The 13,818-nt window shown below is 67.6% G+C and carries 14 protein-coding genes and 2 pseudogenes; 10 read left to right on the top strand and 6 right to left on the bottom strand.

Features of this window, described 5'->3' with window-relative positions:
* Nucleotides 1-194: 194 nt before the first annotated feature.
* Nucleotides 195-434, top strand: a pseudogene (locus QE444_RS23480) (ATP-binding protein); the annotation flags it as partial.
* Between the two features lie 21 nt (nt 435-455).
* A complete protein-coding gene (locus tag QE444_RS23475) occupies nt 456-896 on the top strand; it encodes a response regulator (protein WP_405046455.1) in 441 nt (146 codons plus the stop codon).
* Nucleotides 897-904: 8 nt separating this feature from the next.
* On the opposite strand, the gene QE444_RS03015 is transcribed toward QE444_RS23475, so the two are convergent.
* The 3 genes from QE444_RS03015 to QE444_RS03005 all read right to left on the bottom strand — a co-directional run bounded on the left by QE444_RS03015 (nt 905) and on the right by QE444_RS03005 (nt 3,692).
* Nucleotides 905-1,459 (bottom strand): L-threonylcarbamoyladenylate synthase, encoded by a 555-nt coding sequence (locus tag QE444_RS03015; RefSeq protein ID WP_133860240.1) that lies wholly within the window; start codon nt 1,457-1,459, stop codon nt 905-907.
* Between the two features lie 64 nt (nt 1,460-1,523).
* Nucleotides 1,524-2,609 carry a DNA-processing protein DprA gene (gene dprA, locus QE444_RS03010; protein ID WP_309737322.1) on the bottom strand — a complete coding sequence of 362 codons (1,086 nt, stop codon included), beginning with the start codon at nt 2,607-2,609 and terminating at the stop codon, nt 1,524-1,526.
* Nucleotides 2,610-2,660: 51 nt separating this feature from the next.
* Nucleotides 2,661-3,692, bottom strand: coding sequence for a LysM peptidoglycan-binding domain-containing protein (locus tag QE444_RS03005; RefSeq protein WP_187980767.1), 1,032 nt, complete (start codon nt 3,690-3,692; stop codon nt 2,661-2,663).
* A 229-nt stretch (nt 3,693-3,921) separates the two neighbouring features.
* Between QE444_RS03005 and def the strand changes: the two genes are divergently transcribed.
* Genes def through QE444_RS02985 form a run of 4 tightly spaced genes read left to right on the top strand, consistent with a single transcriptional unit; the run spans nt 3,922 to nt 7,057 of the window.
* Nucleotides 3,922-4,428 (top strand): peptide deformylase, encoded by a 507-nt coding sequence (gene def, locus QE444_RS03000; RefSeq protein ID WP_273860971.1) that lies wholly within the window; start codon nt 3,922-3,924, stop codon nt 4,426-4,428.
* 58 nt (nt 4,429-4,486) lie between these two features.
* Entirely contained in the window at nt 4,487-5,431 is a 945-nt protein-coding gene (gene fmt / locus QE444_RS02995) for a methionyl-tRNA formyltransferase (RefSeq protein ID WP_273860972.1), read from the top strand.
* Complete coding sequence (gene rsmB, locus QE444_RS02990; protein ID WP_309737321.1) at nt 5,428-6,729, top strand: 16S rRNA (cytosine(967)-C(5))-methyltransferase RsmB; 1,302 nt, start codon at nt 5,428-5,430, stop codon at nt 6,727-6,729. The genes fmt and rsmB overlap by 4 nt, the downstream gene beginning before the upstream one ends.
* A gap of 10 nt (nt 6,730-6,739) precedes the next feature.
* Nucleotides 6,740-7,057, top strand: a complete 318-nt coding sequence (locus tag QE444_RS02985) for a tetratricopeptide repeat protein (protein ID WP_133860235.1) — start codon at nt 6,740-6,742, stop codon at nt 7,055-7,057.
* On the opposite strand, the gene QE444_RS02980 is transcribed toward QE444_RS02985, so the two are convergent.
* The 3 genes from QE444_RS02980 to QE444_RS02970 form a co-directional block, all read right to left on the bottom strand.
* On the bottom strand, nt 7,048-7,320 hold the full coding sequence (locus QE444_RS02980; RefSeq protein WP_017641486.1) for a PilZ domain-containing protein: 273 nt from the start codon (nt 7,318-7,320) through the stop codon (nt 7,048-7,050). The two genes, QE444_RS02985 and QE444_RS02980, sit on opposite strands and share 10 nt — an antisense overlap.
* 168 nt (nt 7,321-7,488) lie before the next feature.
* Complete coding sequence (locus QE444_RS02975) at nt 7,489-8,376, bottom strand: lysophospholipid acyltransferase (RefSeq protein ID WP_187980760.1); 888 nt, start codon at nt 8,374-8,376, stop codon at nt 7,489-7,491.
* 90 nt (nt 8,377-8,466) lie between these two features.
* Nucleotides 8,467-9,051: a DNA-3-methyladenine glycosylase I gene (locus QE444_RS02970; protein WP_309737320.1), complete on the bottom strand. Its 585-nt coding sequence runs from the start codon at nt 9,049-9,051 to the stop codon at nt 8,467-8,469.
* 344 nt (nt 9,052-9,395) lie between these two features.
* Here QE444_RS02970 and glyQ point away from each other — a divergent pair.
* The 4 genes and pseudogenes from glyQ (at nt 9,396) to QE444_RS02950 (ending at nt 13,714) form a co-directional block, all read left to right on the top strand.
* Nucleotides 9,396-10,362 (top strand): annotated as a pseudogene (gene glyQ, locus QE444_RS02965) (glycine--tRNA ligase subunit alpha).
* Entirely contained in the window at nt 10,362-12,419 is a 2,058-nt protein-coding gene (gene glyS / locus QE444_RS02960) for a glycine--tRNA ligase subunit beta (RefSeq protein WP_273860977.1), read from the top strand. Before glyQ ends, glyS begins: the two are co-directional and overlap by 1 nt.
* A 3-nt stretch (nt 12,420-12,422) precedes the next feature.
* Entirely contained in the window at nt 12,423-12,965 is a 543-nt protein-coding gene (gmhB, locus tag QE444_RS02955) for a D-glycero-beta-D-manno-heptose 1,7-bisphosphate 7-phosphatase (RefSeq protein WP_285386024.1), read from the top strand.
* Nucleotides 12,965-13,714 (top strand): 1-acyl-sn-glycerol-3-phosphate acyltransferase, encoded by a 750-nt coding sequence (locus QE444_RS02950; RefSeq protein WP_187980756.1) that lies wholly within the window; start codon nt 12,965-12,967, stop codon nt 13,712-13,714. The genes gmhB and QE444_RS02950 overlap by 1 nt, the downstream gene beginning before the upstream one ends.
* Nucleotides 13,715-13,818 lie beyond the last annotated feature (104 nt).

Raw genomic sequence — 13,818 nt, 5'->3', positions numbered from 1 at the left:
GCCGGCAGACGCTGGATCCACGGCCGGTAAACGTCAATGACCTGATCCTGTCCCTGGAAGAACTCTTCCAGCGCACCCTGGGCGAACGCATCAGCCTGCGCAGCAGCCTCGCGCTGCAGTTGCCACCGGCGCGCACCGACACCAACCAGCTGGAGAACGCCCTGCTGAATCTGGTGATCAATGCTCGCGATGCCATGCCCGAGGGCGGCCAGCTGACTCTCGAAACCGCCGTCGATCACCTCACCGACCTGGCCGCCGAGCATGACCTGCCGCCAGGCGATTATGTGCGCCTGACCATCGCCGACACCGGCAGCGGCATGCCGGCCGAGGTGGTGGATCGCGCCTTCGATCCCTTCTTCACCACCAAACCCATTGGCCAGGGCACCGGCCTGGGTCTGTCGATGCTCTATGGCTTCATCAAGCAGTCGGGTGGCCATGTGACCCTGGAGAGCGAAATGGGCAGTGGCACCCGCGTCAGCCTCTGGCTGCCTTGCGCCCCACCCGAGCGGCCGGCGGCGAGCGACACGCCCCAGGCGGCCATCGCCCAGAGTCGGGGCGAACGCCTGCTGCTGGTGGAAGACGATGTTTCGGTGCGACTGCTGCTACGCGAGATGCTCACCGAGCTGGGCTATCGCGTGCGCACCGCCGCCAGTGCCTCGGCGGCGCTCACCCTGGTCGACGGCGATCTGCCCTGTGACCTGCTGATCACCGATCTCGGCCTGCCGGATCTCGACGGTGCCGAGCTGGCAGGGCGTCTGCGCGAGCGCTGGCCGGAGCTGCCGGTGCTGTTCGTCAGTGGTCACGCCGAGCGGCCGACCCCGAATGGCGAGCTCTCGCTGGCCAAGCCGTTCCAGATCGATGCACTGGCGCGGCTGTTGCGCCAGCTGCTCGATTGACCTAGGGCCTAGGGCCGGAAAACCTTGCCGGTCACCAGGTCGCGAATCACGCTGGGATTCTTGCGCCCGCCCAGTTCGCCCATGAGGATGCCGTCCAGGTTATCGGGAAAGTACTGCTGGACCCGCAGCCGGGTGCGCGCGGCCGGGCGGCCGGCGGGATTGGCCGAAGTGGAGATCAGCGGCCCGGTCAGGGCGCAGAGTTCGCCCACCAGGGGATGCTCGGAGACCCGCAACGCCACGGTGGCGTGGGCGCCGGTCACCCAGCCGGGCAGGCGATTGTGGTGCGGCACCAGCCAGGTGTTGGGTCCTGGCCAGGTGCTGGCCAGCTTGGCCAGGGAGGCCTCGGGCAGATCGTGGAGCAGGAAGTCGAACTGGCGGATGTTGTCGGCCACCAGGATCAGACCCTTTTCCATCGGCCGCCGCTTGAGCATCAGCAGGCGATAGACCGCGGCCTGATCCCAGGGATCGCAGCCCAGGCCCCAGACGGCCTCGGTGGGGTAGGCCAGGACGCCCCCCTCGCGCACGATTCGCGCCGCCTGCCGCACTCGCCAGCTGTTATGCATCGCCTAGCCTCCGCCAAATCCCTGAAGTCTACCCGAGCGCGCTGCCGATGCCAGTCATCCGCCGCTAGCCGAGACGACTCCAGCTGCCCTGCTGCGCCACCACCCGGCCTTTCAGCTCCAGCTCGGTCAGCTGGACCAGGACCTCCGGCAGCGACAGGCCGCAGAGCCGCGCCAGCTCTTCACTGTTGAGCGGTCCGGCGGTCAGGTGGCGCAGCAGGGGATGATCCTCCACTGCCGCGGCCGCGGCGAGCGGGGCCAGGCTGCGCCAGCCCTGCAGGGCGTCGAGGATGTGTTCCACGCTCTCCACCAGTTGCGCGCCCTCGCGGATCAGCTGATGACAGCCGCGGGCGCCGGGATGATGGATGGAGCCGGGCAGGGCGAACACTTCGCGGCCCTGCTCGGCAGCCAGCCGCGCGGTGATCAGCGAACCGCTGGAGGGGCTGGCCTCCACCACCAGGGTACCCAGGCTGAGACCGCTGATGATCCGATTGCGCCGCGGGAAGTTGGCCGCCTGGGGCGTGCAGTCCAGCGGCAACTCCGAAACCAGCGCGCCACCCTCGGCCAGCAGGCGCCGGGCAAGACCCAGGTGCCGGCGCGGATAGAGCTGCCGCAAGTCGGTACCCAGCACGGCGACCGTGCCGCCGCCGGCCTCCAGGGCGCCCTGATGCGCCGCGCCATCGATGCCCAGCGCCAGGCCACTGGTGATGCAGAAGCCGGCCGCGGCCAGGCTGTGGGCGAAACGCCGGGCATTGTCCAGCCCCTGGGCACTGGCCTGGCGACTGCCGACCAGGGCCAGTTGCGGCCGTTCGAGCAACGCGACCTGTCCTTCGACGAACAGCAGCGGGGGTGGATCGGCGATCTCGGCCAGCAACGCCGGATAGCGCTCGTCACCCAGGCAGAGCAGGTGGCGTTCGGAGCCGTCCAGCCAGGCCAGCGCCTGATCGACCCGCTCGCGGGTCGCCGGGCTGCGACGGGCATCCGCGGCCACCGCCGGCAGGCGCAGGGCGCGCCAGGCCGAGGCGGGGGCACTGAGGGCGGCAGCGGCGCTGCCAAAGGCATCCAGCAGCAGGCGCTGGCGCACCGCGCCGAGTTCCGGCAGGGCATGCAGGCGAAGCCGGGCGTCCAGCTCGGCAGGGGAGAAGCTGGCCATGGTGTCATCCTTGAGGGGTGGCCGGTCGCCGTCCTGGCGACCCGGGAGGGGTTAGGGGTTGCGCACCTTGTCCATGATTTCCAGCTGGCGGGTGGCGGTCAGGATCAGGCCGTAGCTGATCTTGTCGTAGGTGCGAAACACCATCAGCAGGCCGGCGCGCTCGTCGGGGATCTTCACCAGCTCGCCGGTGATGCGATCGCGCACCGTCTCGCCGGTCTTGTTGACCGCCAGCACATTGCCTTCGGTCAGGCCATCGCGGGTGCCCTTGTTCAGGGTCACCACATCGAACTGGCCGACCTGGGTGACGCCACGGGGCACGTCGAGGATCAGGCCGCTGATGTCACGCGCCGGCGCGCTGGGCATGAAGGTGGAATTCACCAGCCGCTCCTCGGTGGGGAACAGCCGGTCGCCCAGGCGGACCTCCTGGGTGGTCCGGGTCAGCCGCAGGGTGGCGATGTCCCCTTCCTGGGTAACCAGATCGGCGCTGCCGATGAAGTCGCCGTTGATGCCGAGGAAGGCACCGGTCTTGGGATCGACATAGGTCTTGCCCTGGCGATAGATGCCATAGGCCGAGACGCCCGGTTGCAGCTTGCCGCGCACATAGATGCGATCGCCAGCGCCGCTCACCACGCGCTCGGCGTTGCCGGCCACCACATAGGGCGCCGCCTGGAATTGTTCGGCCGAATCGATGGCGCGATTCTGCAGCAGGAAACTGTTGACCGCTTCCAGCGGAATGGCCGGGATGGCTTCGGCGATGGGCGTGCTGCGCACCGTGGGTGACAGCTTGACCGTGCCGCGCGAGGCGCCGCGGTTGAGCTGCAGGCGCGGCTGGCCGTCGACATAGCTCAGCACCAGGGTATCGCCGGGATAGATGAGGTGGGGATTCTTGATCTGCGGATTGGCCTGCCAGATCTCCGGCCATTCCCAGGGTTTGCTGAGGAATCTGGCGGAGATGTCCCAGAGGGTATCGCCGCGGACCACGGTATAGCTTTCCGGGTGATCCTGACGCAGGGTGACCGCTGCGTACGCCGACTGCAGGGCGCCCCCTGCAACCAGCAGCAGGGCGAACAAAGATTTCCTCATGCGTCGAATCCCTTTACACTTAGCTTTGAAGAACCGTCTTCACGCAAACGTCGGGGAATCGCCCCAGTCGTGCCCTGATCGCCACCTCTGTCGGCACCGGGCGGCGCAGGCGCTCATCCCCGTCGACCGACGTCATCCACCGTTCGGGACCAGCCCGAGCCGGGTGGAAACAACGCTGCGGCATCTTAGCAGCGCCCCTTGACTGTATTCCACAAGTGCCCTCAACGCCATGGCGATCCTAGACATCCTCGAATTCCCCGATCCCCGCCTGCGCACCGTCGCCAAGCCCATCGACACGGTGGACGACGCCCTGCGCCAGACCATCGAAGACATGTTCGAGACCATGTACGAAGCGCCCGGCATCGGTCTGGCAGCCACCCAGGTCAACGTCCATCGTCGCCTGGTGGTGATCGACGTCAGCGAAGACAAGAGCGAACCCTTGGTCTTCATCAATCCCGAGGCCGAGCCGCTCACCCAGGAATTGGGCGAGTACCAGGAAGGCTGCCTGTCGATCCCCGGTTTCTACGAAAAGGTCTGCCGCCCCGAGCGCGTCCGGGTCAAGGCCCTGGACCGCGACGGCAAGGCGTTCGAGCTGGAATGCGACGGCCTGCTGGCGGTGTGCATCCAGCACGAGATCGATCACCTCGACGGCAAGCTGTTCGTCGACTATCTGTCGCCGCTCAAGCGCGATCGCATCAAGAAGAAGCTCGAAAAGCAGCAGCGCCACAAGGCCTGATCGCCCTGGCGGACGGCGTCATCGGCGTCCGCCGCTCGCCCTTTCCGCCAGGTCCGCCATGTCCAGATCCCTTCGCCTCGTCTTCGCCGGAACCCCGGAATTCGCCGCCGTGCACCTGCAGGCGCTGATCGACGCCGGTTATCCCATCGCCGCCGTCTACACCCAGCCGGATCGCCCCGCCGGGCGTGGCCAGAAACTGGCCATGAGTCCGGTCAAGCAGCTGGCGCTGAGCCACGGCATCCCCGTGCAGCAGCCGCCGACCCTGCGCGATCCCGCCGCCCAGGCCACCCTGGCGGCGCTGGAACCCGATCTGCTGGTGGTGGTGGCCTACGGCCTGATCCTGCCCCAGGCGGTGCTCGACATCCCCCGTCTGGGCTGCATCAACAGCCATGCCTCGCTGCTGCCGCGCTGGCGCGGCGCCGCGCCCATCCAACGCGCCCTGGAGGCCGGCGATGCCGAGTCCGGGGTCACCGTGATGCGCATGGAAGCCGGTCTGGATACCGGCCCCATGCTGAGCAAGGTGACCACGCCGCTGACCGCCACGGACACCGGAGGCAGCCTGCACGATCGCCTGGCCGCCCTGGGCGCCGCTGCCGTGGTCCAGGCCCTGCCGGGTCTGGCCGACGGGAGTCTGCCGGGTGAGGCGCAGGACGACAACCTGGCCACCTACGCCCACAAGCTCAACAAGGACGAGGCCCGGCTGGACTGGGGTCGTCCGGCGGCGGAACTGGAGCGCCGTATCCGCGCCTTCGATCCCTGGCCGCTGTGCCACACCGCCCTGGCCGGCGAGCCACTCAAGGTCTGGGCCGCGGAACTGGCCGAAGGGCAGGGTGTGGCGGGCATGGTGCTGGATGCCGATCGCTCCGGCCTGCTGGTCGCCTGTGGCGAGGGTGCCCTGCGCCTGACCCGCCTGCAGCTGCCCGGTGGCAAGCCACTGGGCTTCGCCGATCTCTATAACGCCCGTCGCGAGCGCTTCGCCCCCGGTCAGGTGCTGGGTCTATGAATCCGCGACTGGCGGCTACCCGCGCCCTGGCGGCGGTCCTTGCCGGACGTGCCTCCCTGGGCAGCAGCCTGCCCGAGCAACTGGCCAAGGTCGATCCGCGTGACCGCGCCCTGGCCCAGGATCTGGCCTTCGGCACCGCCCGCTGGCAGCCGCGCCTGTCGCTGCTGGCGGAAAAGCTCATGGAAAAACCCTTCAAGGCCGGCGACCGCGATCTCGAAGCCCTGCTGCTGATCGGGCTCTACCAGCTGTTCCATACCCGCATCCCGGCCCATGCCGCCATCGGCGAGACGGTAGGCTGCGTCGACAAACTGAAGAAATCCTCGGCCAAGGGTCTGCTCAACGCCGTGCTGCGCCGCGCCCAGCGTGAATACGACAGCCTGCTGCCAGGCCTGGAGCATGATCCGGCCGCGCGCCTGGCCCATCCACGCTGGCTGCAGAAGACGCTCAAGGCACGCTGGCCGGAGCAGTGGGAAGCCGTCTCCACGGCCAACAACCTGCATCCGCCACTGATTCTCAGGGTTAATCGCCGTCAGGGCAGTCGCGACAGCTATCTGGCCGATCTGGCCGCCGCCGGCATCGAGGCCGTGCCCTGCGCCTTCAGCGCCGACGGCATCCGCCTGCTGCAGCCCCAGGACGTCACCGCCCTGCCGGGCTTTGCCACGGGGCGTCTCAGCGTGCAGGACGAAGCCGCCCAGCTGGCCGCCGAACTTCTGGAACTGGCGCCTGGCCAGCGGGTGCTGGACGCCTGTGCCGCGCCCGGTGGCAAGACCTGCCACCTGCTGGAACGCGAACCGGGGCTGGCCGAGGTGGTGGCGCTGGACGCCGATGCCGGCCGTCTGCAGCGGGTCGAGCAGAATCTGGCCCGTTTGGGCCTTACCGCCCGCACCCTGGCCGCCGACGGCCGCGCCGTGGCCGACTGGTGGGACGGCACGCCCTTCCAGCGCATCCTGCTGGACGCCCCCTGCAGCGCCACCGGGGTGATCCGCCGCCATCCGGACATCAAGCTGACCCGCCAGGCCAGCGACATCGCGCCCCTGGTGCAGCTGCAGGGCGAACTGCTGGACGCCCTCTGGCCGACGCTGGAGGTGGGCGGCATCCTGGTCTATGCCACCTGTTCGGTGCTACCGGAAGAAAACAGCGACAACCTCGCCGCCTTTCTCGCCCGCACCCCGGGCGCCCGCGAACTGGATATCCTCGCCCCCTGGGGCCTCGCCCAGCCCCATGGCCGCCAGCTCCTGCCGCAGCCCGACGGCCACGACGGCTTCTATTACTGCAAACTGATCAAGATCGCCAAGTAGGAATCCCGCCATGCTCGAATCCCTGGAGAAGATGCTCGCTCGCGGCCAGGACAACGCCCTGCTCAGGTTCGGTCTGGGCAAGGGCTATCTGGATGCCGGGGAGCCGGCGCGGGCGATCGAGCACCTGGCGCGCTGCGTCGAATTCGATCCGGCCTATTCGGCGGCCTGGAAGCTGCTGGGCAAGGCCCATGAGGGGAGCGGCGATCTGGCCAGCGCCGAGGCGGCCTGGACCCAGGGCCTGCAGGCGGCGCAGGCCAAGGGCGACAAGCAGGCGGAAAAGGAAATGACGGTGTTTCTCAAGCGCCTGGCGCGCCGCGCTCAGTCCTGATCGCGCAGGAACCTGAGGCCCGCGCCGTCGGCGTCGGTGCGCATGACTTCCATGGTCACCTTGGGCGCCTCGATCGGCAGGTCGAGTACCTGGCCGACCACGCGGGTGCCCTGCGGTAGCCGGGTCAACTCGGGATGCACCACATAGACGCCACCATCGGACAGGTCGCGGGTCTCACCGACGATCTCGCCATCCGGATAGGCGATCCACAGCCGGCACTTGAGTGGGGTACGGGTATGTTGGCGCTGATCGCGCGAATTCATCGCCTGACTCCCTGGCTTGGGCGTTCCCTAGAGGTCCGGTCAGCTTCCGGCAAAGCCCAGCGGCTGTCAGCCGCGCGCCGACCGAACGGTCCTGGCGAAGCGCCGAGCGATAGGTCGTAGGACCACCGCCTGCCCCTCAGCGCCTGGGCAGGACCCGGGCGAAAGACCTCAGTACCACTTCTCCTCGCCATCCGGGCGATTCTTGAACCTCTTCATGCTCCACATGTACTGGGTCGGATAACGCCGTACGTAGCCGGCCAGCACCTCGCTCATGGCGGCCACCGAGACTTCCGGGTCCGGGTCGTACATGGCCGGCGGCGCGGCCTCCAGGATCACCTTGTAGCCGCTGCCGTCTGCCAGGCGCACGGCATGGAAGAACACCCCGCGGGCCTTGCCGCGCGCCAGCAGCGAGGGCACGAACTTGCTGGTCAGGGCGGTGGTGCCGAGGAAGGGCACGAAGAGGCCGGCGCTGCGACTCGGCTCGGGATCGGCCGGAATCCCCACAGCGCCGCCGCGTCGGACTTCCTTGATCACGCTGATGATGCCTTCCGGGGTGGAGGGCGCCACGCGGTTGCCCAGCTGGACCCGCTGGCGCTTGAGCAGGTCGTCCACCGCCTTCAGCTTGGGCGGCCGATAGAAGATGATCGGCTTGGCATGGGAGCAATAGAAGTGGTTGAGCAACTCCCAGTTGCCCAGGTGGCTGGTGATGCCCACCACGCCATCGCCGGACGCCAGGGCTTCCTGCAGGACGTCCATGCCTTCCACCTCGCGCACCAGGCGCAGGGAACGCTGGGGCGACCAGATCCAGGCGCAGGCGCTCTCGGTCAGGGTCTTGCCGATGCCGCGCAGGCACTCGCGCGACAGCCGCTCCAGGCCGGCGGCATCGAGTTCGGGGAAACAGTGGGCGAGGTTGATGCGGGTAACCTTGCTGGCGCGGGTCGGCAGCTTCCACATGCACCAGCCGATGAATCCACCCAGGCGCTGGACCAATGGCCAGGGCAGCAGGGCGAAAAGGCGCAGGAAGGCGATCATCAGCGCGCCTTTGAATCTTTCCAAAAGAGGGACTCCTGTCTGAATGCGCCGACAGTTTAGCGTCTACAAGTCCCGGAAACGTTAAGAAAGCGTAAGGTTCGCGCCAACTGACGCCTATACATTCGACTTTTCCTGCAGTTTTGCCGACGAGGACGCCAATTCGGCATGGCGGTCGCAATCGAGGGTATGGTCCATCACCAGACCCATGGCCTGCATGAAGGCGTAGCAGATGGTCGGACCAACAAAGGTGAAACCGGCCCGCTTGAGCGCCTTGCTCATGGCCTCGGCTTCCGGGGTGATCGCCGGCACCTCCTGGCGATCGCGAAAGCGATTGATCCTGGGCGCGCCACCGACAAAGGACCACAGCCAGCCGGAAGGGTCTTCGAGTCTCAGCCAGGCCTGGGCATTCTGACGAGCGGCGCGCAACTTGGCGCCATTGCGGATGATGCCCGGGTCCTGCATCAGCACGGCGATCTCGGCATCGCTCAGCTGCGCCAGGCGCGCGGGATCGAAGCCATGCAGCACCTGGCGATAGCGCTCGCGCTTCTTCAGCACGGTGATCCACGACAGTCCGGCCTGGAAGCCTTCCAGCAGGAGGAATTCGAAGAGCACCGCCGGATCGCGCTGGGGCACGCCCCATTCATGGTCGTGATACTCGATGTACAGCGGATCGGCGGTGCACCAGAAACAACGCGGCATGGCGAAGGCTCGGACGGCGAGGGGAGACGTCACCTTAGCGCAATTGAGCGCCAGCGGAGGCGAGTCATAACGGCCTCTGGAATGGGTAGCACGGCGAATGCGCTGAACGCACGTTTCTAACAGACTGCAGGCGCTGCTACCGTAGCAGCAGCTACCTATATCGCGGCCATGGGCCGCTCCTACAGGCCAACCCGTACCTGTAGGAGCGGCCCATGGCCGCGATAAAGCGCGCAGCCGGTCATCTCTGCCCAATACCGCCAGGCAGCCCTAATCCGCCAATGCGGCCACCCCCGGCTTTCAGCTATACTCCCCGGCTTTTCGTCGCAGCCGAACGGGTATCTTTCGTGAGCCAGTCCAAGCCCACCGTGCGCACCTTCCAAGACTTGATCCTGGCCTTGCAGCAATACTGGGCCGAGCAGGGCTGCGTGGTACTCCAGCCCTATGACATGGAAGTCGGCGCCGGTACCTTCCACACCGCCACCTTCCTTGCGCGCCATCGGTCCCGAGACCTGGAACGCCGCCTATGTGCAGCCCAGCCGCCGTCCCACCGATGGCCGCTATGGCGAGAACCCCAACCGCCTGCAGCACTACTACCAGTTCCAGGTGGTCCTCAAGCCCAACCCGGACAACTTCCAGGAGCTCTACCTTGGTTCCCTGGCCGCCATCGGCCTGGATCCGCTGGTGCACGACGTGCGCTTCGTCGAGGACAACTGGGAATCGCCCACCCTGGGCGCCTGGGGTCTGGGCTGGGAAGTCTGGCTCAACGGCATGGAAGTCACCCAGTTCACCTACTTCCAGCAGGCGGGCGGTATCGAGTGCTATCCGGTGACCGGCGAGATCACCTATGGCCTGGAGCGCCTGGCCATGTACCTGCAGGGTGTGGATTCGGTCTATGACCTGATCTGGGCCGACGGCCCCTTCGGCACCGTGACCTACGGCGACGTCTTCCACCAGAACGAAGTGGAGCAGAGCACCTACAACTTCGAGCACGCCAATGTGCCCAAGCTGTTCGAACTGTTCGACTTCTACGAGTCCGAGGCCAATCGCCTGATCGCCCTGGACCTGCCGCTGCCCACCTACGAGATGGTGCTCAAGGCCTCCCACACCTTCAACCTGCTGGACGCCCGCCGCGCCATCTCGGTGACCGAGCGCCAGCGTTACATCCTGCGCGTGCGCACCCTGGCGCGCAGCGTCGCCCAGGGCTACTTCAAGGCCCGTGCCCGGCTGGGCTTCCCGCTGGCCAGCCCCGCGCTGCGTGACGAGGTCCTGGGTCGCGACGATGTCCAGGCGCTGCTCAAGGAGGGCGAATGATGAGCACCACTCTGGATTTCCTGGTCGAACTGGGTACCGAAGAACTGCCACCCAAGGCGCTCAAGACCCTGGGCGACAGCTTTCTCGCCGGCATCGAGAAGGGCCTCAAGCAGGCCGGTCTCGGCTATGCCAGCGCCCGCGCCTATGCCGCGCCGCGCCGCCTGGCTGTGCTGGTCGAAGCCCTGCAGACCCAGCAGCCCGAGCGGAGCGTCAATCTGGACGGCCCGCCGCTCCAGGCCGCCTTTGGCGCCGATGGCCAGCCCACCCAGGCGGCCCTGGGCTTCGCCCGCAAGTGTGGCGTCGACATCAGTGCCATCGATCGCAGCGGCCCCAAGCTGAGATTCTCCCAGAGCATTCCTGGGCAGCCGGCGGCCAGCCTGCTGCCCGGCATCGTCGAAGCCTCCCTGGCCGAGCTGCCGATTCCCAAGCGCATGCGCTGGGCCGCCCGCCGCGAGGAATTCGTCCGTCCCACCCAGTGGCTGGTGATGCTGCTGGGTGACGAGGTCATCGACTGCGAGATCCTCACCCGCCGTGCCGGCCGTGAGTCCCGCGGCCATCGCTTCCACCATCCCGACGCCGTGCGCATCAGCGCCCCGGCCCACTACGCCGCCGACCTGCGCGCCGCCCATGTGCTGGCCGACTTCGCCGAGCGCCGCCAGCTCATCGAATCCCGCGTAGCCGAGCTGGCCGCGGCGGAGCAGGGCAGCGCCGTGGTGCCGCCCGCGCTGCTGGACGAGGTGACCGCCCTGGTGGAATGGCCGGTGCCGCTGGTCTGCGCCTTCGAGGAACGTTTCCTCGAGGTGCCCCAGGAAGCCCTGATCACCACCATGCAGGACAACCAGAAGTACTTCTGCCTGCTGGATGCCCAGGGCAAGCTCTTGCCACGTTTCATCACCGTGGCCAACCTGGAGAGCAAGGATCCCGCGCAGATCGTCAGCGGCAACGAGAAGGTGGTCCGCCCCCGTCTCACCGACGCCGAGTTCTTCTTCAAGCAGGACCAGAAGCAGCCGCTGGAAAGCTTCAACGAGCGCCTCAAGAACGTGGTCTTCCAGGCCCAGCTCGGCACCGTCTACGACAAGGCCCAGCGCGTCGCCGCCCTGGCCGCCTTTATCGCCGAGCGTATCGGCGGTGATGCCGAGCGCGCCCACCGTGCCGGTGTGCTCGCCAAGTGCGACCTGGCCACCGAGATGGTCGGCGAATTCCCCGAGATGCAGGGCATCGCCGGCTACTACTACGCCAGGAAAGGCGGCGAGGCCGAAGACGTGGCCCTGGCGCTCAACGAGCAGTACATGCCGCGCGGTGCTGGCGCCGAACTGCCGCAGACCCTGACCGGCGCCGCCGTGGCCCTGGCCGACAAGCTCGACACCCTGGTCGGCATCTTCGGTATCGGCATGCTGCCCACCGGCAGCAAGGATCCCTTCGCCCTGCGCCGTCAGGCCCTGGGCGTGCTGCGCATCCTCATCGAGAAGGGACTGGAGCTGGATCTGCCAGCCGCCGTCGCCTTCGCCATCGCCGGCTATGGCGAGCGGGTCAAGGCTGCCGGCCTGCAGGAGCAGGTGCTGGACTTCGTCTTCGACCGTTTGCGCGCCCGCTACGAGGACGAAGGCGTCGACACCGCGGCCTACCTGGCGGTACGCGCCCTCCGTCCGGCCTCGGCGCTAGACTTCGACCAGCGCGTCCAGGCCGTGCAGGCCTTCCGTCGTCTGCCCGAGGCCGAGGCCCTGGCCGCCGCCAACAAGCGCGTCTCCAACCTGCTGGGCAAGTTCGAAGGCCAGGTCGCGGCCCAGGCCGATGCCGCCCTGTTCGAGACCGACGCCGAACGCACCCTGGCCGCCGCCATCGCCGAGGCCGAGCGGGATGCCGCGCCCCTGGCCGAAGCCCGTCGCTATGGCGCAGCCCTGGAGCGCCTGGCCAGTCTGCGCGCGCCGGTGGATGCCTTCTTCGACGAGGTGCTGGTCAACGCCGAGGACGAGCGTGTCCGCGCCAATCGCTATGCGCTGCTCGCTCACCTGCGTGGCCTGTTCCTCGGCATCGCCGACATCTCGGTGCTGGGCTAGGGCATGAAACTGATCGTGCTGGACCGCGACGGCGTCATCAATGTCGATTCCGATGACTACGTACGCAGCGCCGCGCAGTGGCAACCGCTGCCCGGTAGCCTGGCGGCCATCGCCCGGCTGAACCGGGCCGGTTGGCAGGTGGCCGTGGCCACCAACCAGTCCGGCCTGGCGCGCGGTTACTTCACGGAAGACGACCTCGCGGCCATGCACGAGAAACTGCAGCGGCTGCTGGCGGAGGAGGGCGGTCGGGTCGACCTGATCCTCCACTGCCCCCATGGCCCGGAAGCCGGCTGCGACTGCCGCAAGCCGCTGCCCGGCCTGTTTCGCGCCATCGCCCACCACTATGGGCGTGTCGACCTGGGCGGCGTCCCGGTGGTGGGCGACAGCCTGCGCGATCTGGAAGCCGGCGCGGCCCTTGGCTGCACGCCCTACCTGGTGCGTACCGGCAAGGGCGAGCGCACCCTGGCCAAGCCTTTGCCACCCGGTACCCGGGTCTTCGCCGACCTGGCGGCGGTGGCTGATCATCTGCTCGAGGAAGCGCCCTGATGCGGCTCTTGCGTACCCTGTTGTTCTATGTGCTGCTGGGGACCAGCGGCATCCTCTGGTCCTGCGTCAGCCTGCTGATCGCGCCTTTCCTGGCCTATCGCGCCCGCTATCGGCTGGTGGTCAAGGCCTGGACCGGTTTCGCCGTCTGGCTGGCCAAGGTCATCTGCGGCATCCGCTACGAGATCGACGGCCTGGAAAACGTCCCGGCGCAGCCCTGCGTGATCGTGGCCAACCACCAGAGCACCTGGGAAACCTTCTTCCTGTCCGCCCAGTTCGAGCCCACCTCCCAGGTGATCAAGCGCGAATTGCTCAGGATCCCCTTCTTTGGCTGGGCCTTCTCGCTGCTCAAGCCCATCGCCATCGACCGTGACAACGGCAAACTGGCCCTGCAGCAGCTGACCGAGCAGGGCGGCCGTTATCTTGCCCAGGGCTGCTGGGTACTGATCTTTCCCCAGGGCACCCGCATCGATTACGGTCAGATGGGCAAGTTCTCCCGCGGTGGCGCCGCCCTGGCCTGCAGCCTCAACGTGCCTATCCTGCCCATCGCCCACGATGCCGGCGCCTACTGGCCCAATCGCTCCTGGATCAAGTCGCCGGGGACCATCAAGGTCAGCATCGGCCCGCTGCTCCATCCCCAGGGCCAGGATCCCCGCGCCATCGTCGATCTCAATAATCGCTGCTTCGCCTTCATCGAGCAGGCCCTGGCGCCCAAGCCCGATGCCGACCCGGCCGAGCGCTGCGTAGCCTGAGCGCCAGGCCGCAAGGCCTGGCTCTTTCCACCTCTTGTCCTCCCTTTTCCCACAGACTTATCCACAGGCTGTGCCAAGTTTTTCGCGCATCCGAATTTTGGGCT

The organism is Pseudomonas sp. SORGH_AS_0199 (genome assembly GCF_031453735.1).
In the GTDB taxonomy this organism is placed as follows: domain Bacteria; phylum Pseudomonadota; class Gammaproteobacteria; order Pseudomonadales; family Pseudomonadaceae; genus Chryseomonas; species Chryseomonas aestiva.
Note: the sequence above shows the minus strand (reverse complement) of the source record. Positions and strands in the feature narration are given on the sequence as shown.

Coding starts and splice junctions, on each gene's coding strand:
- QE444_RS23475 (WP_405046455.1), top strand. CDS start 456: ATGGGCAGTGGCACCCGCGTCAGCCTCTGGCTGCCTTGCGCCCCACCC.
- QE444_RS03015 (WP_133860240.1), bottom strand. CDS start 1,459: ATGCATAACAGCTGGCGAGTGCGGCAGGCGGCGCGAATCGTGCGCGAG.
- dprA (WP_309737322.1), bottom strand. CDS start 2,609: ATGGCCAGCTTCTCCCCTGCCGAGCTGGACGCCCGGCTTCGCCTGCAT.
- QE444_RS03005 (WP_187980767.1), bottom strand. CDS start 3,692: ATGAGGAAATCTTTGTTCGCCCTGCTGCTGGTTGCAGGGGGCGCCCTG.
- def (WP_273860971.1), top strand. CDS start 3,922: ATGGCGATCCTAGACATCCTCGAATTCCCCGATCCCCGCCTGCGCACC.
- fmt (WP_273860972.1), top strand. CDS start 4,487: ATGTCCAGATCCCTTCGCCTCGTCTTCGCCGGAACCCCGGAATTCGCC.
- rsmB (WP_309737321.1), top strand. CDS start 5,428: ATGAATCCGCGACTGGCGGCTACCCGCGCCCTGGCGGCGGTCCTTGCC.
- QE444_RS02985 (WP_133860235.1), top strand. CDS start 6,740: ATGCTCGAATCCCTGGAGAAGATGCTCGCTCGCGGCCAGGACAACGCC.
- QE444_RS02980 (WP_017641486.1), bottom strand. CDS start 7,320: ATGAATTCGCGCGATCAGCGCCAACATACCCGTACCCCACTCAAGTGC.
- QE444_RS02970 (WP_309737320.1), bottom strand. CDS start 9,051: ATGCCGCGTTGTTTCTGGTGCACCGCCGATCCGCTGTACATCGAGTAT.
- glyS (WP_273860977.1), top strand. CDS start 10,362: ATGAGCACCACTCTGGATTTCCTGGTCGAACTGGGTACCGAAGAACTG.
- gmhB (WP_285386024.1), top strand. CDS start 12,423: ATGAAACTGATCGTGCTGGACCGCGACGGCGTCATCAATGTCGATTCC.
- QE444_RS02950 (WP_187980756.1), top strand. CDS start 12,965: ATGCGGCTCTTGCGTACCCTGTTGTTCTATGTGCTGCTGGGGACCAGC.